Source organism: Streptomyces sp. NRRL B-24484 (assembly GCF_000717715.1).
Taxonomy (GTDB): domain Bacteria; phylum Actinomycetota; class Actinomycetes; order Streptomycetales; family Streptomycetaceae; genus Kitasatospora.
In genome coordinates, this window is the sequence record NZ_JOAI01000039.1 from 43,710 (window position 1) to 64,529 (window position 20,820).

Here is a 20,820-nt window from a genome sequence, read left to right on the forward strand (position 1 = left end):
GGCCGGATCACATCGAGCCGGGGCGCACCAGACCCGACTCGTACGCGTACACCGCGGCCTGCACCCGGTCGCGCAGCTGCAGCTTCGTCAGCACGTGCCCGACGTGCGTCTTCACCGTCGTCTCGCTGACGAACAGCTCGGCGGCGATCTCCGCGTTCGACAGGCCACGGGCGACCAGCCGCAGCACCTCCACCTCGCGCTCGGTCAGCGCGCCCAGCGCCTGCGGCGGCGCCTCCTCGCCGGAGGGCAGCTTGGTGGCGTACATGTCCAGCAGCCGCCGGGTCACCGACGGCGCCAGCATCGCCGCACCGTCCGCCACCACCCGGATCGCCTGCACCAGCTCCTCGGCCGGCACGTCCTTCAGCAGGAAGCCGCTGGCCCCCGCCCGGAGCGCCTCGACCACGTACTCGTCCAGGTCGAAGGTGGTCAGCACCAGCACCTTCGCCGGGCCGTCCCGACCCGGGCCGGAGATCCGCCGGGTCGCCTCCACCCCGTCCATCCGCGGCATCCGGATGTCCATCAGGACCACGTCCGGCTGCAGCGCCCGGACCTGCTCCAGCGCCTGCTGGCCGTCCCCGGCCTCCCCGACCACCACCAGGTCGGACTCGGCCTCCAGGATCATCCGGAAGCCGGTGCGCAGCAGTGGCTGGTCGTCGACCAGCAGCACTCGGATCGTCACCTACGACTCCTTGCTCACCATGAGATCCCCCGTGGGATCGTCGTCGGTCGTTCTCTGCGCCGGCACCGGCACCGGCAGCGGGTACGGCGGGGGAGTGCCCCCGAACTCCGGGCACCGGGCCTTGTGGTCGCACCAGTCGCACAGCCGGTTGCGGGTGGCCGGGAACTCGCCCGTCTCCACCGCCCGCGAGATCGTCTCCCACAGCGCCCGGAGCTTGCGCTCCACCGCCAGCAGGTCCGCCTCGTCCGGGTCGTACGTGACCACGTCCCCGCCGCCGCCCAGGTACACCAGCTGCAGCCGCCGGGGGACGACGCCCTTCCAGCGCCACACCACCAGGGCGTAGAACTTCATCTGGAACATCGCCTTGCCCTCGAAGTCCCGCGAGGGCGCCCGGCCGGTCTTGTAGTCGACCAGCCGCACCTCGCCGGTCGGCGCGACGTCCACCCGGTCGATGTAGCCGCGCAGCAGCACGCCCGGCTCCAGCGGGGTCTCCACGTACAGCTCGCGCTCCACCGGGTGCAGCCGGGTCGGGTCCTCCAGGCCGAACCAGCGGTCCACCAGCTTCTCCGCGTCGCCCAGCCAGCCCGCCAGCGCCGAGCCGTCCTCGTCGCCCGGGAACAGCTGCGCCAGCTCCGGCCGCTCGCCCAGCAGCCGCTCCCACTGCGGGCGCAGCAGCGAGCGCGCCAGCTCCGCCGTCCGGTCGCCCGGCGGGTGGTCGAACAGCCGCTCCAGCACCGCGTGCACCACCGTGCCGCGGGTCGCGGCCGCGCTCGGCGGCTCCGGCAGCCGGTCGATCACCCGCAGCCGGTACAGCAGCGGGCAGGTCATGAAGTCGCCGGCGCGCGACGGCGACAGCCCCGTCGGTGCGGCGGCCGGCCGGGCCGGCGGCTCGGTGTCGGTCTGGTGCATGCCCCCGACCCTATTGCCCTTCGCTCACATCCCGCTGCCGCCCGGCTGACACCGCACCGCTGGAGGCGCCCCATCCGGGGTATCACCGAGGTACGGGCAGCACCGGACGGGCGCCGCGGGCGCGGCGCGAGGGGCGCGCGCGGCATCCGGACGGAGATCACGTAGCGTGGGCGCGACGGTGCGGGCCGCGGCAGCCGCGGCAGCCGCGGCAGCGCGGCGGGCCGGCGGGGACGACGAGAGCGAAGGGGACGCGGTGAGCGACACCAGGGGGCAGCGGACCTCCGACCAGCCGTCGGCGGGCCGGCCCGAGCGGCCGGAACCGCGGGGCGGCATCCTGATGGGCCGGCCCTTCGGCGTCCCGGTGTACGTCACGCCCTCCTGGTTCGTCATCGCCGCCCTGATCACCTGGGTCTTCGGCGGCCGCCTCTCCGAGGTGCTGCCCGAGCTCGGTGCCACCCGCTACCTGGTCTCCTTCTCCTTCGCGGTCGCCTTCTACGCCTCCGTGCTGGTGCACGAACTCGCGCACACCGTGGTCGCGCTCCGCTACCGGCTCTCGGTGCGGCGCATCCAGCTGCAGTTCTTCGGCGGCGTCTCGGAGATCGAGAAGGAGGCCGAGACACCGGCCCGCGAGTTCTGGCTGGCCTTCGTCGGCCCGCTGCTCTCGCTCGTCCTCGGCGGCGTCTTCTACGTCGCGCTCACCGCCGTCGACACCGACACCGTGCCCGGCGTCCTGCTCGCCGGCCTGATGGTCAGCAACCTCGTCGTCGCCGCCTTCAACCTGCTGCCCGGGCTGCCGCTCGACGGCGGCCGGATGCTGCGCGCCGTCGTCTGGGGCATCACCGGACGGCCGATGGCCGGCACCGTCGCCGCCGCCTGGGTCGGCCGCGGGCTCGCCCTGCTCGTCCTCTTCGGCCTCCCGTTGTACAGCGCCTCCCGCGACCCCCAGCAGTCCACCACCGACAGCCTGATCGACGGCGTCCTCGCCGCCGTCCTCGCCGTGATCATCTGGAACGGGGCGAGCGGAGCCGTCCGCAACGCCCGGCTCCGGGAGGCCCTGCCCCGGCTCGCCCTGCGGGACCTCGCCCGACGCTTCGTCGAGGTCCCCGCCGACACCCCGCTCGGCGAGGCGCTGCGGCGGGCCCGCGAGGCGCAGGCCGGTGCGATCGTCGTGGTCGACGGCCGGGGCGAGGCCACCGCGCTGGTCACCGAGGCCGCCGTCGGCAAGGTGCCCGAGCACCGCCGCCCCTGGGTCGCGGTCGGTGCGCTCGCCCGCGGCATCGAACCCGGCATGCGGCTCGACCTGGACCTCACGGGCGAGCAGCTGCTCACCGCCATGCGGAGCGTCCCCGCCACCGAGTACCTGGTCGTCCGCCCCGACGGCACCCCGTACGGCGTGCTGGCCCTCGCCGACCTCGAACGCAGACTCGCCCGCGAGGTCGGCGGCCGGGTGTGAGCCACGAGCGGCACGGGGCCTCCTACGGTTCGGGGCCGGCCCGGACAGCGGCGGCGGTCCGCAGGGGGCAAGCCGATAGGGGCGCGGGGAACTGCGCAAGTCGGATGCCGGTCACCGAATGGATCAGGGCCCGGCCCGAATCGCAGTGACACCCGACCCCGGACTGCGCAGTTCTCCCCGGCCTTCGGCCGGGAGGTGCCCCCACGCGCCCCTGCTGGGTTGGCCTTGACGGCTCCGCACCGGGTGGGGGTCGTTCCTTCACCGGCCGGCACCCCGGCTGGTCGGGGGAGGTCCGGCGTTCCCTTAGGATTGTCGGCATGTCCGAACCGACCGGTGCCACCCGCCGACGCGGGCCCTTCCAGGTCGGGGACCAGGTCCAGCTGACCGACCCCAAGGGCCGCCACTACACGTTCACGCTCCAGGCCGGGAACCAGTTCCACACCCACAAGGGTGCGTTCCCGCACGACGAGCTGATCGGGGCCCCCGAGGGCACGGTCGTACGCACGACGGGCAACGTCCCGTACCTCGCGCTGCGCCCCCTGCTCCCCGACTACGTCCTGTCCATGCCCCGCGGTGCGGCGGTGATCTACCCCAAGGACGCGGGTCAGATCCTGGCGATGGCCGACATCTTCGCCGGCGCCCGCGTCGTCGAGGCCGGCGTCGGCTCCGGCGCGCTCTCCACGTACCTGCTGCGCGCGGTCGGCGACACCGGCATGCTCGCCTCGTACGAGCGCCGCGAGGACTTCGCCGAGATCGCCCGCGGCAACGTGGAGCGCTACTTCGGCGGCCCGCACCCGGCGTGGAAGCTCACCGTCGGCGACCTCCAGGACAACCTGGTCGAGACCGACGTCGACCGCGTCATCCTGGACATGCTCGCCCCCTGGGAGTGCCTGGACGTCGCCTCCAAGGCGCTCGTCCCCGGCGGCCTCATCTGCTGCTACGTGGCCACCACCACGCAGATGTCGAAGACCGTCGAGGCGCTGCGCGACCACGGCACCTTCACCGAGCCGCAGGCCTGGGAGACCATGGTCCGCACCTGGCACCTGGAGGGCCTGGCCGTCCGTCCGGACCACCGGATGATCGGCCACACCGGCTTCCTGCTCACCGCCCGGCGCCTCGCCGACGGCGTCGAGCCGCCGCTGCGCCGCCGCCGTCCGGCCAAGGGCGCCTACGGCGAGGACTACGACAACGGCACCCCGGAGCCCTCGCTCGCCGAGCGGGCCGCGGCCCGCCGGGCCTCCCGCGAGTCGGCCGCCGCCGAGGGCGTCGACCTGCCCTGACACCGTGCCCGACCACCCGCCGAGGGGCGGCGCGACGGAGGAGATCCTCCGGCGTGCCGCCCCTCGCGGCGTTCCGCGGCGGCCCCGCCGACGAGCCCGCCGCCCGGTGTCCCGCAGCGGCCGATCATGTGGCAGGATGCTCGCTCACGACACCCCCTTCTTCGCGCCACGGCGCAGCGACCGGGGGAGAGGTCTGCCCGGCGGGCGCGGCGAGGTGGGGGGACACCCCTCGCGGGGACGGCGGGCACCCGGGCCCGGGGGAGCCCTGACAGCGAGCACCAGCAGCGGCCGAGGCGGAGCAGACCATGACCACGAGCGGCACGACCACCGGCGGACCGAAGGCACCGGGGCACGCGCGCAGCGGGCTGAAGCACTGGGCACTGGTCGCCGCCGGATGCGGCGCGGTGGTGGCCGGGGCGCTCGCGGCCGACCCGGCGCAGGGCACCCCCACCCCCGTGCGGTCCACCGCGGAGCCGGTGCCGACGGCCGCCGCACCCGACCCGGGGAAGGCCGAACTTCCCCTTGACTGCGGGCCGGTCGGCGTGTCCGTGGCACTGCGGGCCAGTGCGACCGTGGACGGAGTGCCGAGCACGGTCGTGGCCGCCCACTGCGCCGCCGGCAACGGCACCCCGCCGGACGGGGTCTACCTGCTCACCAACGGCCCGGACGGCCGCCCGCAGGTCACCGGGACGCTGCTCGACCCGGTGAAGGACGGCCTCACCGTCACCGCGCTCACGATCCGCAGCGACGGCGCGATCCGCGGCCACGCCCAGGGCTGGTCCTCCGACGACGTGCCGCGCTGCTGCCCGGACCGGGCGGTGGACCTCAGCTGGACGCGGCAGGGCGAGAGCTGGGTGCGGGCACAGAGTGCCGTGCCGGCCGGACAGGTCTGACCTGGGCCCGCCGGAGCCGGCGGAGCTGACGGACCGTCCTGCGGGGGCCGGGCTGAGCGGGGCTCAGCCCGGCCGGGCTCACTCGGCGTCGGGGCCGTACACCTCGACCCGGTCGCGCACCCGGCGCACGTGGATGCAGTCACCGGGGCATTCCTTGGCCGAGTCCACCACGTCCTGAAGCAGGGTCAGCGGGACGGGCACCGTGTCGCCCGGCTGCTGGCGCAGCTCGTCGTCCTCGTCCTTCACGTAGGCGAGGCCGTCGATGTCCAGCTCGAAGACCTCCGGCGCGTACTGCGCGCAGATGCCGTCGCCCGTGCACAGATCCTGGTCGATCCAGACTTCGAGCTCTTCGCCGGTCGCCGACATGTCCCCTGCCGTTTCTGTCACGGAACGCCCCGCTTTGCGCGGCATTTCCACTCGCACTCCAGAGCCGACCTTACCCCCGCCCTGCTTTGAACCGTTGAGCGGTGGGCACATCCACTACCAGAGGGGACGCAACGCAAGGGCGAAGATCGGACACGCCCGATCCATCTTTCTGATCTAGGGGTTTACAGACCCCTGGCTGCAGGTAGGTTTGGGTCGTCCAGCTCCCCCAGGAGGAGGTGAGGACCGTGGCAGCCCACGATGACGACTACAACCGCAGCGCCGGCCGGCCCGCTCGTGGTTCCGACGAGGCCGCGCAGGTCTCGTACCTCGAGCAGGAGATCGCCGTCCTGCGTCGCAAGCTCGCCGACTCGCCGCGCAACTCGAGAATCCTCGAAGAGCGCATCGTCGAGCTCCAGACCAACCTGGCCGGTGTCACCGCCCAGAACGAGCGGCTCGCCGCCACCCTCCGCGAGGCCCGCGACCAGATCGTGGCCCTCAAGGAGGAGGTCGACCGCCTCGCCCAGCCGCCGGCCGGGTTCGGCACCTTCCTCGAGGCCAACGAGGACGGCACCGTCGACATCTTCACGGGCGGCCGCAAGCTGCGGGTCAACGTGAGCCCCGGCATCGACCCCGAGGAGCTGCGCCGCGGCCAGGAGGTCATGCTCAACGAGGCCCTGAACGTCGTGGACGCGATGGCCTTCGAGAGCATCGGCGACATCGTCACCCTCAAGGAGGTCCTGGAGGACGGCGAGCGCGCCCTGGTGATCGGCCACACCGACGAGGAGCGCGTCGTCCGGCTCGCCGAGCCGCTGCGCGACCTCACCCTGCGGTCCGGCGACGCCCTGCTGCTGGAGCCCCGCTCCGGCTACGTCTACGAGGTGGTCCCGAAGTCCGAGGTCGAGGAGCTGGTCCTCGAGGAGGTCCCGGACATCGACTACCGGCAGATCGGCGGTCTGGGCACCCAGATCGAGCAGATCCGCGACGCCGTCGAGCTGCCCTACCTGCACGCCGACCTCTTCAAGGAGTACGAGCTGCGCCCGCCCAAGGGCGTGCTGCTCTACGGCCCGCCCGGCTGCGGCAAGACGCTGATCGCCAAGGCGGTCGCGAACTCGCTGGCCAAGAAGGTCGCCGAGGTCACCGGCCGGCCCCAGGGCAAGAGCTACTTCCTCAACATCAAGGGCCCCGAGCTGCTCAACAAGTACGTGGGCGAGACCGAGCGGCAGATCCGCCTGGTCTTCCAGCGGGCCCGGGAGAAGGCGAGCGAGGGCACGCCCGTCATCGTCTTCTTCGACGAGATGGAATCGCTGTTCCGCACCCGCGGCTCCGGCGTCAGCTCGGACGTGGAGAACACCATCGTCCCCCAACTGCTGGCGGAGATCGACGGTGTGGAGGGCCTGGAGAACGTCATCGTCATCGGCGCCTCCAACCGCGAGGACATGATCGACCCGGCGATCCTGCGGCCCGGCCGCCTGGACGTCAAGATCAAGATCGAGCGGCCGGACGCCGAGGCGGCGAAGGACATCTTCTCCAAGTACCTCAAGGACTCGCTGCCGTTCCACCCGGACGACGTCAAGGAGCACGACGGCTCGGTGCCCGCCACCGTCGCCGCCATGATCCAGTCCGTGGTCGAGCGGATGTACTCGGAGACCGAGGACAACCGCTTCCTGGAGGTCACCTACGCCAACGGCGACAAGGAGGTCCTGTACTTCAAGGACTTCAACTCCGGCGCCATGATCCAGAACATCGTGGACCGGGCGAAGAAGATGGCCATCAAGGACTTCCTCGACCACGGTCAGCGCGGCCTCCGCGTCTCCCACCTGCTCGCCGCCTGCGTGGACGAGTTCAAGGAGAACGAGGACCTGCCCAACACCACCAACCCGGACGACTGGGCCCGGATCTCCGGAAAGAAGGGCGAGCGGATCGTCTTCATCCGCACCCTCGTCACCGGCAAGCAGGGCGCCGAGTCCGGTCGGTCCATCGACACTGTCGCCAACACCGGACAGTACCTGTAAGGACCGCGAACCCTCCGTCCGGCTGCGGTGCCCACCCGCCCCGCAGCCGGACGGCGCGTCTCACAGGACCACTACGGGCAAGGAGGGCCGCATGACCGTACGCCGCGTGATGGGCATCGAGACCGAGTACGGGATCTCCGTGCCCGGCCACCCGAACGCCAACGCCATGCTCACCTCGTCCCAGATCGTCAACGCCTACGCCGCGGCGATGCACCGGGCCCGCCGGGCCCGCTGGGACTTCGAGGAGGAGAACCCGCTCCGCGACGCCCGCGGCTTCGACCTCGCGCGCGAGGTGGCGGACGCCAGCCAGCTCACCGACGAGGACATCGGCCTCGCCAACGTCATCCTCACCAACGGCGCCCGGTTCTACGTGGACCACGCGCACCCCGAGTACAGCTCGCCCGAGGTGACCAACCCCCGCGACGCGGTGCTCTGGGACAAGGCCGGCGAGCGGATCATGGCCGAGGCGGCCGCCCGCGCCCTGGAACTGCCCAACGGGCAGAAGATCCACCTGTACAAGAACAACACCGACAACAAGGGCGCCTCCTACGGCACCCACGAGAACTACCTGATGAAGCGGGCGACGCCGTTCGCCGACATCGTCCGCCACCTCACGCCGTTCTTCGTCTCCCGCCAGGTGGTCACCGGCGCCGGCCGGGTCGGGCTCGGCCAGGAGGGCTCCTCGAACGGCTTCCAGATCAGTCAGCGCGCCGACTTCTTCGAGGTCGAGGTGGGTCTGGAGACGACCCTCAAGCGGCCGATCATCAACACCCGCGACGAGCCGCACGCCGACGCCGAGAAGTACCGCCGGCTGCACGTGATCATCGGCGACGCCAACCTCTCGGAGATCTCCACCTACCTCAAGCTGGGCACCACCTCGCTGGTGCTCGCGATGATCGAGGACGGCTTCATCGCCGTCGATCTGGCCGTCGACCAGCCGGTGCGCACCCTGCACCGGGTCTCCCACGACCCGGGCCTCACCCACCTCGTCCAGCTGCGCAGCGGTCGCAAGCTCACCGCCGTCCAGCTGCAGATGGAGTACTGCGAGCTCGCCCGCAAGTACGTCGAGGACCGCTGGGGGCAGGACGCCGACGACCAGACGATGGACGTGCTCGCCCGCTGGGAGGACGTGCTCGGCCGGCTTGAGCGCGACCCGATGAGCCTGTCCAAGGAGCTCGACTGGATCGCCAAGCGCGAGCTGCTGGAGGGCTACCGCCAGCGCGACGGCCTGGACTGGGACAACCCGCGGCTGCACCTGGTCGACCTGCAGTACAGCGACGTGCGGGCCGAGAAGGGCCTCTACAACCGCCTGGTGGCCCGCGGCCGGTTCGAGCGGCTGCTCACCGAGGACGAGGTCGTCCGCGCGGTCTCCAAGCCCCCGGACGACACCCGGGCGTACTTCCGCGGCCGGTGCCTGGAGCAGTACGCCGAGCACGTCGCCGCGGCCTCCTGGGACTCGGTGATCTTCGACCTGCCGGGCCGCGACTCGCTGCAGCGGGTGCCCACCATGGAACCGCTGCGCGGCACCAGGAACCACGTCAAGGAACTCCTGGACCGCTGCCGGACGGCCGAGGATCTGGTTCGTGTACTGTCCGGAGGGTAACTCTTCGATCACCTGGGGTGAAATCCCCGCCGAGGGGGAATCATTCCGGTGAGCGCCGGGCGTTGAAGGTAAACCGGGCGCGAATGCCGTACCCGGCGGATAGGGTCTGACCACACAGAGCGAGCGGGGTGAGGGAAATGGCTGGTAAGGACACCGGCGGCGGCCAGCAGCGGGCGAACCGCTCCTCCGAGGAGGTCGAGGAGCAGTCCGCAGAGGCGCAGGCCTCCGACGACCTGAAGGAGCGCCAGGAAAAGCTCAGCGACGACGTCGACGCCGTCCTGGACGAAATCGACGAGGTTCTCGAGTCGAATGCCGAGGATTTCGTCCGCGGATTCGTGCAGAAGGGCGGCGAGTAGGAGGGGGCATTCCCTTCCTGAAACCGCGCTGCGGAGACCGCGCTGCAGGTGTGTCACGGCATGCCTGCAGCGCGGTCTGCTCCCACCGCCCGCAACGGCACCGTCGATCGTGTGGATCAAGGGGTGCCGGCGCGGGTAGGGTCCGGGCATCAGCTGCTTGATCGACTGCTTGACCGTCACCACGGAAGGAATCGCGTGGAAGCCAACACTGGCGGCACCGGGCGTCTACCGGCTGCCTTCCTGACCCCCGGGTCCTCGTCGTTCATCGACTTCCTCGGCCGGCACGCGCCCGAGCTGCTGCCCGGCAACCGCAGCCTCCCCGAGGGCGTGCTGGAGGCGCCGCACGGCACCACCATCGTCTCCGCGATCTTCGACGGCGGCGTGGTGATCGCCGGTGACCGCCGTGCGACCATGGGCAACGTCATCGCCCAGCGCGACATCGAGAAGGTCTTCCCGGCCGACGAGTACAGCGCCGTCGGCATCGCCGGCACCGCCGGCCTCGCCGTCGAGATGGTCCGCCTCTTCCAGCTGGAGCTGGAGCACTACGAGAAGATCGAGGGCGCCGTCCTCTCCCTGGAGGGCAAGGCGAACCGGCTCACCACCATGATCCGGTCCAACCTCGCGATGGCCATGCAGGGCCTGGCCGTGGTGCCGATCTTCGCCGGCTACGACCTCGACCTCGGGCGCGGCCGGATCTTCACCTACGACGTCACCGGCGGCCGTTCCGAGGAGCGCGGCTTCGCGGCCACCGGCTCCGGCTCGGTCTTCGCCCGCGGCTCGCTGAAGAAGCTCTACCGCGAGGACCTCGGCGGCGAGCAGGCCGCCACGCTGGCCGTGCAGGCCCTCTACGACGCCGCCGACGACGACTCCGCCACCGGCGGCCCCGACCTGGCCCGCGGCATCTTCCCGATCGTCTCGCTGATCACCGAGGACGGCTTCCGCCGGCTCTCGGACGACGAGGTGTCGGAGATCGCCCTGTCCATCACCGCCAGCCGCCGCGAGCGCCCCAACGGGCCGCAGGCCCCGCTGCTCTAGTCCGCCACCCATCCAGGAAGAAGGGACGACCGCCGGTGTCCACACCGTTCTACGTCTCGCCCCAGCAGGCCATGGCGGACCGCGCGGAGTACGCCCGTAAGGGCATCGCCCGCGGCCGCAGCGTGGTCGTGCTCACCTACGCCGACGGCATCGTCTTCGTCGCGGAGAACACCTCCCGGGCGCTCCACAAGGTCTCCGAGATCTACGACAAGATCGCGTTCGCCGCGGTCGGCCGGTACAACGAGTTCGAGAACCTGCGCATCGGCGGCGTCCGCTACGCCGACCTGCGCGGCTACTCCTACGACCGCGCCGACGTCACCGCCCGCGGCCTCGCCAACGTCTACGCCCAGACCCTCGGCACCATCTTCTCCTCGGTCGGCGACAAGCCGTACGAGGTCGAGCTGGTCGTCGCCGAGGTCGGCCGCACCGACGGCGACGACCAGATCTACCGGCTCACCCCGGACGGCTCGGTCGTCGACGAGAAGAACTACGTCGTGGTCGGCGGCAACGCCGACTCCATCGGCAACTACCTCGGCCAGCGGCACCGGGCCGGCATGGCGCTCACCGAGGCCCTGAAACTCGCCGTGGACGGCCTCGCCCGCGACCCCAACGGCGGCAGCCCGCGCGCCCTGACGCCGGAACAGCTGGAGGTCGCGGTGCTGGACCGCAAGCGCGTCCAGCAGCGCAAGTTCAAGCGCATCCTGGGCGGCCAGCTCGGCCGCCTGCTCGGCGGCGACGCCTCCGCCGCGGACGACGAGGCGCCGGCCGCCGACGAGCCGCCGGCGGCCGAGGGCGGGGCGCCCGCCACCGAATAGCCCGCACGTGTGAATCCCGTACGGCACCCCACCGGTGCCGTGCGGGATTCACGTGCGCCTTCCGGGATTTGACGCGGCACCGTGGTCGGATTGCCGACGACACCGTGACCTTTTCGGCTCCGCCGAAGGGGTTTCGAAATGCCCCCGGAAGAGAAAAGATGCCTCATGGACCGCCGAATTTTCGGGCTGGAGAACGAGTACGGTGTCACGTGTACGTTCCGGGGACAACGGCGTCTGTCTCCTGACGAGGTGGCCAGGTACCTCTTCCGCCGCGTAGTTTCCTGGGGCCGCAGCAGCAATGTCTTCCTGCGCAACGGTGCACGCCTCTACCTCGACGTGGGCTCGCACCCCGAGTACGCCACTCCCGAATGCGACGACGTCACCGAGCTGGTGACGCACGACAAGGCGGGCGAACGCATCCTGGAGGGCCTGCTCGTGGACGCCGAGCGCCGGCTCCACGAGGAGGGCATCGCCGGCGACGTCTACCTGTTCAAGAACAACACCGACTCGGCCGGGAACTCCTACGGCTGCCACGAGAACTACCTCGTGGCGCGGCACGGCGAGTTCTCCCGGCTGGCCGACGTCCTCATCCCCTTCCTGGTGACCCGCCAGCTCATCTGCGGCGCCGGCAAGGTGCTGCAGACGCCGCGCGGCGCGGTCTACTGCGTCAGTCAGCGGGCCGAGCACATCTGGGAGGGCGTCAGCTCGGCGACCACCCGCTCCCGTCCCATCATCAACACCCGCGACGAGCCGCACGCCGACGCCGAGCGCTACCGCAGGCTGCACGTCATCGTCGGCGACTCCAACATGTCGGAGACCACCACCCTGCTCAAGGTCGGCGCCACCGACCTGGTGCTGCGCCTCATCGAGGCGGGCGTGGTGATGCGCGACCTCACCCTGGAGAACCCGATCCGGGCGATCCGCGAGGTCAGCCACGACCTCACCGGGACCCACCAGGTCCGGCTCGCCAACGGCCGCGAGGCCAGCGCGCTGGACATCCAGGAGGAGTACTTCACCAAGGCGCTGGAGTTCGCGGACCGCAAGGGCCTGAACACCGGCACGGTGGCCCGGGTGCTCGACCTCTGGGGACGCACCCTGGAGGCCGTCCGCACCGAGGACCTGGAGAAGGTCTCCACCGAGATCGACTGGATCATGAAGTACCGGTTGATCGAGCAGTACCGCGAGAAGCACCAGATGACGATGTCCAACCCGCGGGTCGCCCAGATCGACCTCGCGTACCACGACATCCACCGCCGCCGCGGCCTGTTCTACCTGCTGCAGAACAAGGGCCGGGCGGCCCGGGTCACCACCGACCTCAAGACCTTCGAGGCCAAGTCGGTGCCCCCGCAGACCACCCGGGCCAGGCTGCGCGGCGACTTCATCCGCCGGGCGCAGGAGCAGCGGCGCGACTTCACGGTGGACTGGGTCCACCTGAAGCTGAACGACCAGGCGCAGCGCACCGTGCTGTGCAAGGACCCGTTCCGTTCGGTCGACGAGCGGGTGGAGAAGCTCATCGCGGGCATGTGACGCACGCGGGAGCACAGGCGGTCACGAGGGGTGGCGTCCGGGTGGGTCCGGGCGCCACCCCTCGCGTGCGTGCTTGCGCCTCCCCGGCTGCGGCGGCCCCGGGTCCTACGCTGGCGACCATGCGACGATTCGCCGGACTGCCGGCCGTGCCCCTTGCCGCCCTGCTCGTCGCGGTGCTCGCCGCGTGCACCAGCGGCTCGTCCGGATCCTCCGGCGCCTCGCCCGCGGCCTCCGCCTCGGCCACCGCCGTGCCGAGCCCGGTGGAGTCCGCCGATCCGATGCCCACCGTCTCCGGCGACTTCGGCTCCAAGGCCCAGATCACCCTGCCGCAGGGCCAGCCGAGCGGCGAGTTCGTGGTGAGCGTCGTGCACGAGGGCGACGGCGCGACGGTGGCCAAGGGCGACTGGGTGACGGTCAACTACACCGCCAAGGACTGGACGACCGGCAAGGACGTCTCCAGCTCCTACGACACCGGCGGCAAGCCGCAGCTGTACCAGGCCGGCAGCGGCCAGCTGGTGCCCGCCTTCGACCAGGCGGTGCTCGGCAAGAAGGCCGGCAGCCGGCTGCTCGTGGTGGCCCCGCCGGCGGCGGGCTTCGGCACCTCCGGGAACACCGCGGCCGGGGTGGGCGGCCAGGACACCGTGGTCTTCGTCCTGGACATCCTCGACGTGGTGCCGCCGGACTCGACCGTCTCGGGCGAGATGACCCAGCCGCCCGCGACCGCGCCGCAGGTCAAGGACAACGGCAAGCAGGCGCCGACGATCACCGTCCCGGCCGGGCAGAGCCCGCCCACCGAGCTGCAGACCTACGTGCTGATCAAGGGCGACGGCAAGCCGGTGCAGTCCGGGCAGCAGCTGCTGGTGCAGTACACCGGCGTGCTGTGGTCGGACGGTTCGCAGTTCGACTCCTCGTACTCGCACGGCGGCGCGCAGGCGCTGCAGGTCGGTACCGGCAGCCTGATCAAGGGCTGGGACCAGGGCCTGGTCGGCCAGACCGTCGGCAGCCGGGTGATGCTCGTGGTGCCGCCCTCGCTGGGCTACGGGAACCAGTCCAGCGGGCCCGTCCCGGCCGACGCCACGCTGGTCTTCGTGATCGACATCCTGGAGGCGGTGTAGCGGCCCCGCGCAGGCCCTGCGAAGGCCTCGGGCGGGTCCGGAGCAGGTCCCGGGCGGGTCCGGGGCCCACTGCGGGCGGCGGCCGGGGCCCGGTGCCGACCAGGATCGGCCGGGGCCCGGCGAGGGCCGCGAGGGCGCTGGAGAGGCTCCGGGGACGCCCCGGGGAGGCCCGGGGGAGATCCGTCCCCGTACGACCGGTCCGACACGCCCGGGGCCGGGTGACGGGCGCAACGATCGCGCACGGGAGGGGCCCGTCCTCATGGAGACCTGACATACTGCTGGCGTTTTCGGCACTGTGGCAGCGCCGTCAGGTCCGGCGAGGGCGTGGCGCGGCGAGATGGATGGGGAGCAATGTCTGAGAAAGCGTCGAGCCCGGGCGAGGCCGGTACCGCCGCCGGCGACCCCGCGGCCGCACGGCCCGGCGGCCCGCTGCCCGGCGACGGCGAGTCGATCGTCGTCCCGCCCGCGATCCTGAAGCAGCAGGCCGGCTGGGGCCAGGCCCCGGCGCGTCCGGCCGGCGAGAAGGAGGACGAGCCGCAGGTCTTCGCCTCGACCGTGCGCCGCAAGGACCTCTCGGAGGCCGGCTACGACGAGGACCCGCCCGGCGCGGGCCGCCTCGGGGCGATCCTGGGCACCGTGCTGGCCGTCCTGCTGGTCGGCAGCTGCATCACGCTGTACATGGTGAACAAGGACGACGGGAAGTCCACCGCGGCCGCCACCCCGGACTCGGCGACCTCGGCCCCGCCGTCGCCCTCCGCCGACCCGGTGCCGCCGATCAAGGACAACGCCAAGGTCCTGCCGACCGTCACCGGCGACTTCGGCACCAAGGCGACCATCGCCCTGCCCAAGGAGGCCGCCGACGGCACCTTCGTGGTCAAGGAGCTGAAGTCCGGCGACGGCACCAAGGTCGACAAGAACACCTGGGTCACCGCCGACTTCTCCGCCATGAACTGGGGCACCGGCAAGGAGATCCAGGGCTCCTACTCGTCCGGCAAGCCGCAGCTCTTCCAGGCCGGCGGCGGCAAGCTGATCCCCGCCCTCGACCAGGCCGTCACCGGCCACAAGGCCGGCAGCCGGCTGCTCGTCGTCGCCCCGCCGGCCGCCGCCTTCGGCTCGCAGGGCAGCACCGACATGGGGGTCGGCGCCAAGGACACCCTGGTGTTCGTGATCGACATCAAGAACGCCACCGCGCCGGACACCGTGCTCAGCGGCGACATGACGGCCCCGCCGGCCGACATGCCGAAGGTCAAGGACAACGGCAAGAAGCCCGCCGACATCACCCCCGTCCCCGGCACCCCCGAGGTCAAGGACCTGAAGTCGCACGTCCTGATCCAGGGCAAGGGCCGCAAGATCGAGGCCGGCGAGAAGGTCCTCGTGCAGTACACCGGCGCGCTGTACAAGGACGGCAAGGTCTTCGACTCCTCGCTCAAGCGCGGCCAGGCCTTCACCTTCGTCACCGGTGGCGGCGGCGTCATCGAGGGCTGGGACAAGGGCGTCACCGGCCAGACCGTCGGCAGCCGGATCGAGCTGGTGATCCCCGCCTCGCTCGCCTACAAGGACCAGGCGCAGGGCGACATCCCCGCCAATTCGACACTGGTCTTCGTGATCGACATCCTGGATGCCGGCGTCGGCTCCCAGGACTAGTCCCAGGACTGGTCCCGGGGCGGACGACCTGGGCCGTTCCCGGTCCGCGCGACACGTCGCGGGGCCCGGGAATGGCCCGGACGGGCGGCGGTGCGCCGTACGGTGGACCGCAGCGGTGCCTGCCGCCCCGTCATGTACGTATCACCGAACGAGATGAGTCTGTTGTGAGCCTTTCCAAGCCGGAGATCGACTTCCCGGGCGGCGAGCCGCCGGCGGAGCTGCAGATCCGCGACATCGTGGTCGGCGACGGTGCCGAGGCCAAGGCCGGCGCGGTCGTCGAGGTGCACTACGTCGGTGTCACCTTCTCCACCGGCGAGGAGTTCGACGCCTCCTGGAACCGCGGCCAGACCTTCCGCTTCCCGCTCGGCGCGGGCCGCGTCATCAAGGGCTGGGACCAGGGCGTCCAGGGCATGAAGGTCGGCGGCCGGCGCGAGCTGGTCATCCCGGCGCACCTGGCGTACGGCAACCAGTCGCCGAGCCCGCTGATCCCCGCGGGTTCCACCCTGATCTTCGTCGTCGACCTGCTCGGCGTCTGAGACACCCCCGCAGCGCCGGGCCGCACCCTTCGGGGGAGCGGCCCGGCGCCGTCGTTGCGGGGGGTCGGCGGGGCTCGGCTTTTGCTCAGCGTGCCCGGACCGGTACGGTCGGGTCCGCCGGATCACGCGGGGTGCCGGCCGGACGGGACGGGAAGGTCAGCGATGGCGATCGCGAAGGCGGAGCGGTTGATGAACCTCGCCCTCTGTCTGATGAACACCAGGAGGCCGCTCTCCAAGAAGGAGCTCCGGGAGTCGGTCGAGGCCTACCGGGAAGCCTGGCAGCAGGGCAGCGAGGACGCGTTCAACCGGATGTTCGAGCGCGACAAGGACGACCTGCGCGAGCTCGGCCTGGTCATCGACGTCGACGAGAACGCGCTGGACGGCGAGATCGGCTACCTGGCCCGCCGGGACCGCAACCGCCTCCCCGAGATCGTCCTCGACGCCGAGGAGGCCGCCGCCCTCACCCTGGTCGCCCGGGTCTGGCAGCAGGCCAAGATGTCCGGCGCGGCCAGCGGTGCCCTGCAGAAGCTGCGGGCGGCCGGCGTGCCCTTCGCCGAGGACGCCGAGCACACCGCGCTGCAGCCGCGCATCCCCGCCCGCGAGGCCGCCTTCGAACCGCTGCTGGTCGCCGCCCGCGACCGGCGCCCGGTCACCTTCGACTACCGCAAGGCCGGCGCCTCCGCCGCCGAGCAGCGCTCCGTGGAGCCCTGGGCCCTCGAGTGCTGGCGCGGCCACTGGTACCTGGCCGGCTACGACCGCGACCGGCAGAGCGCCCGGGTCTTCCGGCTCAGCCGGATCACCGGCAAGGTCCGCTCCCGGGCCGGCAGCTTCACCGGTGACGTCCCCGAGCACGTCGACGTGCGCGCCCACGTCGCCCGGTTCGCCGGCGAGGGCGCCGTCACCGAGGGCGCCACCGCCACCGTCCGGCTCCGCCGCGGCGCCGCCTTCCCGCTCCGCGGCCGGGCGATCGCCACCACCCGCGTCGACGAGCACTGGGACGAACTGGAGATCCCGTACGGCTACGGCCTCGGCGCCGACCTCGCCGAGTTCGGGCCCGACGTCGTCGTCCTCGGACCGGACGACCTGCGGGCGGACGTCATCGACCGGCTGCGCGCCGTCGCCGGAGTGGGGGAGTAAGGCCATGAGCAATGCGATCGACCAGACCCGGCGGATGCTCTCGCTGGTCACCTACCTGCGCGAGCGCCCCGGCGCCGAGGTGGCCGAGGTCGCCCGCGCCTTCGGCATCACCGAGCGCGAGCTGATCGGCGACCTCAACGTGCTGCCGATGTGCGGCACCAGCTTCCGCGGCGGCGACCTGCTCGACATCGACACCGACGGCGACCGGATCTGGTGGCACAACGTCGACGACGTCGCCCAGCCGCTGCGCCTGGCCGCCGACGAGGCCACCGCCCTGCTGGTCGCCGCCCGCGCGGTGGCCGGCCTGCCGGGCCTGCGCCGCCGCGACCGGGAGGCGCTCACCCGCGCCGTCACCAAGATCGAGGACGCGGCCGGCGAGAGCGCCGAGTCCAGCGCCCGGGTCGGTGTCACCTTCGAGGCCGAGGGCCAGGTCTTCGCCGACATCGACCGCGCGCTCACCGAGGGCCGCCGGCTCTGGCTGCGCTACTGGTCGCACGGCCGCGGCGGCATGACCGAGCGCGAGGTCGACCCGATCCGCCTGGTCACCGAGGGCCACACCTACCTCGAGGCCTGGTGCCGCACCTCCGAGGACCGCCGGATCTTCCGGCTGGACCGGGTCGCCGAGATCAAGGTGCTCGACGAGCCGGCCGACCCGCCGCGGATCGAGCCGCGCGACCTGTCCGCCGGCCTGGTCAACCCGGCCGCCGACGACCCCGAGGTGATCGTCGAGGTCGGCCCCGGCGGCCGCTGGGTCGCCGAGTACTACACCCACGACAAGGCCGAGGAACTGCCCGACGGCGGGCTGCGGATCACCCTGCGCAGCGCCGACCCGTCCGGGCTGCGCCCGCTCGCCCTCCGGCTCGGCCGCGACGGCCGGATCGTCTCCCCGCCCGCCCTCGCCGAGCAGGCCCGCGAGGCGGCCCGCGCGGCCCTCGCCGGCTACCCGGAGGGGCAGGCCTGACCGGTGGCGTACGGCACCAGATTCCAGGTCTACTGCGCGCAGTGCCGGGAGAAGGTCGAGCTGCCGGCCGAGGACTTCCGGCTGGTGCTCGGCCCCACCCGGGAGCGCACCTTCTACGGCTTCGTCTGCCCGGAGTGCGGGGCGTCCGTCCGCAAGCCGGCCGGGGAGAAGATCGTGCAGGCGATGACGGCGGCCGGGGTCAGCACGATGCGCCTGCTGCCGGTCGAGGGCTGACCGGGCGGTAGGGTCGTGGCCATGCCGTGGACCCTCACCGCCGCCGTCCTGCTGGCCACCGCCGGTCTGCTCGTCCTGGGCGTGCTCGCCGTCCGGCTCTGGGCCGACGTCCGCTCGCTGGCCCGCGAGGTGGACTCGGCCTCGCGCGCACTGGCCGCCGCGGCCGCCGATCTGCCGGGACGCTGACTCTCCCCGGGACGCTGGCCCTGCCCGGCCGCCGACCCGCCCGGAACACCGGTCGCCCGGAACGCCGATCGCCCGTGCCGATGGGGCCGCCCGGGCCGGTGACCCGGCCGGGTACCCTTCGTGGAAGGCCCCGCGGTGCGGCCGGGGCCGCAGTGGGACGGCGGGTGCCGGGCGGCAGCCGGCAACGACTACCATCGCCCGCAACGGGGAGGACGCGCCCCGCTGAGGGAATGGTGGTGCACATGCGCATCTCGCCGACGGCGATCCTGGTGGTCGCGGTCCTCGCGGTGCTGCTCTTCGGGGCGAAACGCCTGCCGGACGCCGCGCGGGCCCTCGGCCGGACGTTGCGCATCCTGCGCAGCGAGGCCAGGGCCCTGCGGACGGACGGCGCCGGTGCGCCGCCGCAGGCCCGGCCCGCGGCGGAGCCGGCACCGATGACGATCAAGCGGGCACCCGGGTCGGGCGACGCCCGTCCGGTCGGTGCCGCCGACCACGGCGCGGCCCCACGGGGCTGAGCCGGCACCCACGGCCATCGGGGGCCCGCCGTCCGGCGGGCTCCGTCGTACGAGTTGAGGACCGGGCTTGAGCAAGTCTTCCAAGGCGCCGAAGCCGCCGAAGGACCCCGAGGGCCGGATGGCGCTCGCCGACCACCTGCGCGAGCTCCGCAACCGGGTGGTCAAGTCGGTCCTGGCCATCGTGATCACCACGATCGTGGCGTTCTACTTCCACCGCGAGCTCACCAACTTCCTGCTCGAGCCACTCCCCTCCTGCGGCGAGAAGGGCCTGACAGCCACCGGCGAGCGGTGCGGCGTGGTGTCTACCATCGGCCTGCTGACGCCCTTCACCCTCGCGCTTAAGGTCAGCCTCACGGCCGGCGTGGTCGCGGCCACCCCGGTGTGGCTGTACCAGCTCTGGGCGTTCGTTGCGCCGGGCCTGCACAAGCACGAGCGCAAGTACTCGATGAGCTTCCTGGCGGCGGGCGTCCCGCTTTTCCTTTCGGGTGCGGTCCTCGCCTACCTGATCCTGCCCGCCACGGCGGAGATGCTGATTTCCTTCGCGCCGACCGAGACCGTGCCGATCATGCCGGCCGAGGACTACCTCGACGTGGTGACCCGGATGGTGCTGGTCTTCGGTGGCGCCTTCGAGCTGCCACTGCTGCTGGTGATGCTCAACATGATCGGCGTGCTGAGCGGCAAGCGGCTGCTCGGCTGGTGGCGCGGCATGGTCATGGGCATCACGGTCTTCGCCGCCTTCGCCACGCCCAGCGCCGACCCGCTGAGCATGCTCGCGCTGGCCGCGCCGATCTGGGCGCTGTACTTCCTTGCGGCAGGCATCGCGCTGCTCAACGACCGCCGCCGGGCGAAGCGGAACCCGGACGCCGGGCTGAGCGACGAGGAGGCCTCCCACGTGGACCTCTCCGTCGAGGGCGTGGACGGCCCGGAGTCGATCGAGGCCTCGGCCGCCCCGGATGCGCCCGCCCCGGTGCCGGCCGCCCGCACCGAGCAGATGGACGACATCACCTGATCCGTGCGTCCGTGCACCTCACCGGGAGCCCCGGTCCGCCGAACACTCAGGCGGACCGGGGCTCCCGGCGCTCCGGCGGGTCGGGCGGGGACGTCCCGGTCCGGCGGTTCCGATGCGGTCTGATGGGGAGGAGCCCCGTGCGGGGGCGTCCCGGAGGAGGCGAGCGGCATGCCGAAGGCGGCCACGCAGGGGCCGGCCGAGGAGGGCGCGCCCGTCCTCGCCCGGCGCGGCGAACTGGAGGGCTGGACGGTCGACCACGTCGAGTTCCGGCAGCCGGTGGACGGCGCGGCCGTCATGGCGGGTCTGCCCGGCGGCTGCAGCTGTCCGCACCGGGGGGACGTGCTCCGCGGCCGGACGGCCTTCCGCTTCGAGGACCACGAGGAGGTCTTCGGGGCGGGCGACGTCTTCCACCTGCCGCCCGGCCACGTGTCGCAGATCGAGGCCGGTACCGAGATCGTCCAGTTCAGCCCGACCGCGCAGCTGAGGGCCTTCGAGCAGGCGGCGGCCGCGGCCGCCGGGGGTGGGCCGGGGTGACCCTTCCCAGCCGCTGAACCA

The 20,820-nt window shown here is 72.3% G+C and carries 22 protein-coding genes; 19 read left to right on the forward strand and 3 right to left on the reverse strand.

Translation table 11 applies throughout. From position 1 onward, the window contains the following. Positions 1–7: 7 nt before the first annotated feature. Positions 8–679 carry a response regulator gene (locus IE98_RS0129535; RefSeq protein WP_030274195.1) on the reverse strand — a complete coding sequence of 224 codons (672 nt, stop codon included), beginning with the start codon at positions 677–679 and terminating at the stop codon, positions 8–10. Then, positions 680–1,588, reverse strand: a complete 909-nt coding sequence (locus tag IE98_RS0129540; RefSeq protein ID WP_052391126.1) for a RecB family exonuclease — start codon at positions 1,586–1,588, stop codon at positions 680–682. Positions 1,589–1,841: 253 nt separating this feature from the next. Between IE98_RS0129540 and IE98_RS0129545 the strand changes: the two genes are divergently transcribed. The 3 genes from IE98_RS0129545 (at position 1,842) to IE98_RS43275 (ending at position 5,214) form a co-directional block, all read left to right on the forward strand. Next, a complete protein-coding gene (locus IE98_RS0129545; protein WP_030274198.1) occupies positions 1,842–3,041 on the forward strand; it encodes a site-2 protease family protein in 1,200 nt (399 codons plus the stop codon). 317 nt (positions 3,042–3,358) lie between these two features. Next, positions 3,359–4,321, forward strand: coding sequence for a tRNA (adenine-N1)-methyltransferase (locus tag IE98_RS0129555; protein ID WP_030274199.1), 963 nt, complete (start codon positions 3,359–3,361; stop codon positions 4,319–4,321). A gap of 305 nt (positions 4,322–4,626) precedes the next feature. Continuing rightward, the gene (locus tag IE98_RS43275) at positions 4,627–5,214 is read left to right on the forward strand and encodes a hypothetical protein (protein ID WP_052391127.1); all 588 of its coding nucleotides are present in this window, start codon (positions 4,627–4,629) and stop codon (positions 5,212–5,214) included. A gap of 78 nt (positions 5,215–5,292) precedes the next feature. Here the strand turns inward: IE98_RS43275 and IE98_RS0129565 are convergent, their stop codons facing one another. Beyond that, on the reverse strand, positions 5,293–5,580 hold the full coding sequence (locus IE98_RS0129565; RefSeq protein WP_030274203.1) for a ferredoxin: 288 nt from the start codon (positions 5,578–5,580) through the stop codon (positions 5,293–5,295). A 245-nt stretch (positions 5,581–5,825) separates the two neighbouring features. Between IE98_RS0129565 and arc the strand changes: the two genes are divergently transcribed. The 16 genes from arc (at position 5,826) to IE98_RS0129645 (ending at position 20,799) form a co-directional block, all read left to right on the forward strand. Continuing rightward, positions 5,826–7,592 carry a proteasome ATPase gene (arc, locus tag IE98_RS0129570; RefSeq protein WP_030274205.1) on the forward strand — a complete coding sequence of 589 codons (1,767 nt, stop codon included), beginning with the start codon at positions 5,826–5,828 and terminating at the stop codon, positions 7,590–7,592. A 91-nt stretch (positions 7,593–7,683) separates the two neighbouring features. Continuing rightward, complete coding sequence (gene dop, locus IE98_RS0129575) at positions 7,684–9,195, forward strand: depupylase/deamidase Dop (RefSeq protein WP_030274207.1); 1,512 nt, start codon at positions 7,684–7,686, stop codon at positions 9,193–9,195. A gap of 137 nt (positions 9,196–9,332) precedes the next feature. Beyond that, positions 9,333–9,551, forward strand: a complete 219-nt coding sequence (locus IE98_RS0129580; RefSeq protein ID WP_030274209.1) for a ubiquitin-like protein Pup — start codon at positions 9,333–9,335, stop codon at positions 9,549–9,551. A 195-nt stretch (positions 9,552–9,746) separates the two neighbouring features. Beyond that, positions 9,747–10,586, forward strand: a complete 840-nt coding sequence (gene prcB / locus IE98_RS0129585; RefSeq protein WP_030274211.1) for a proteasome subunit beta — start codon at positions 9,747–9,749, stop codon at positions 10,584–10,586. Between the two features lie 35 nt (positions 10,587–10,621). After that, the gene (gene prcA / locus IE98_RS0129590) at positions 10,622–11,401 is read left to right on the forward strand and encodes a proteasome subunit alpha (RefSeq protein ID WP_030274213.1); all 780 of its coding nucleotides are present in this window, start codon (positions 10,622–10,624) and stop codon (positions 11,399–11,401) included. A 165-nt stretch (positions 11,402–11,566) separates the two neighbouring features. Beyond that, positions 11,567–12,928, forward strand: coding sequence for a Pup--protein ligase (pafA, locus tag IE98_RS0129595; protein WP_030274214.1), 1,362 nt, complete (start codon positions 11,567–11,569; stop codon positions 12,926–12,928). A 119-nt stretch (positions 12,929–13,047) separates the two neighbouring features. Then, positions 13,048–14,043 carry an FKBP-type peptidyl-prolyl cis-trans isomerase gene (locus IE98_RS0129600; protein ID WP_030274216.1) on the forward strand — a complete coding sequence of 332 codons (996 nt, stop codon included), beginning with the start codon at positions 13,048–13,050 and terminating at the stop codon, positions 14,041–14,043. A gap of 351 nt (positions 14,044–14,394) precedes the next feature. After that, positions 14,395–15,687, forward strand: coding sequence for an FKBP-type peptidyl-prolyl cis-trans isomerase (locus IE98_RS0129605; RefSeq protein WP_052391129.1), 1,293 nt, complete (start codon positions 14,395–14,397; stop codon positions 15,685–15,687). A gap of 164 nt (positions 15,688–15,851) precedes the next feature. Next, positions 15,852–16,223 (forward strand): FKBP-type peptidyl-prolyl cis-trans isomerase, encoded by a 372-nt coding sequence (locus IE98_RS0129610; RefSeq protein ID WP_030274219.1) that lies wholly within the window; start codon positions 15,852–15,854, stop codon positions 16,221–16,223. A 162-nt stretch (positions 16,224–16,385) separates the two neighbouring features. Then, complete coding sequence (locus tag IE98_RS0129615) at positions 16,386–17,360, forward strand: helix-turn-helix transcriptional regulator (protein ID WP_030274222.1); 975 nt, start codon at positions 16,386–16,388, stop codon at positions 17,358–17,360. 4 nt (positions 17,361–17,364) lie between these two features. After that, positions 17,365–18,321, forward strand: coding sequence for a helix-turn-helix transcriptional regulator (locus IE98_RS0129620; protein WP_030274224.1), 957 nt, complete (start codon positions 17,365–17,367; stop codon positions 18,319–18,321). 3 nt (positions 18,322–18,324) lie between these two features. Beyond that, entirely contained in the window at positions 18,325–18,555 is a 231-nt protein-coding gene (locus IE98_RS0129625) for a hypothetical protein (RefSeq protein ID WP_030274226.1), read from the forward strand. 21 nt (positions 18,556–18,576) lie between these two features. Beyond that, entirely contained in the window at positions 18,577–18,741 is a 165-nt protein-coding gene (locus IE98_RS50210) for a hypothetical protein (RefSeq protein ID WP_199922985.1), read from the forward strand. Positions 18,742–18,983: 242 nt separating this feature from the next. Then, on the forward strand, positions 18,984–19,256 hold the full coding sequence (gene tatA / locus IE98_RS0129635) for a Sec-independent protein translocase subunit TatA (protein ID WP_043175443.1): 273 nt from the start codon (positions 18,984–18,986) through the stop codon (positions 19,254–19,256). A 118-nt stretch (positions 19,257–19,374) separates the two neighbouring features. Then, on the forward strand, positions 19,375–20,265 hold the full coding sequence (gene tatC, locus IE98_RS0129640) for a twin-arginine translocase subunit TatC (protein WP_420706231.1): 891 nt from the start codon (positions 19,375–19,377) through the stop codon (positions 20,263–20,265). Between the two features lie 168 nt (positions 20,266–20,433). Continuing rightward, a complete protein-coding gene (locus tag IE98_RS0129645; RefSeq protein ID WP_030274232.1) occupies positions 20,434–20,799 on the forward strand; it encodes a hypothetical protein in 366 nt (121 codons plus the stop codon). Positions 20,800–20,820 lie beyond the last annotated feature (21 nt).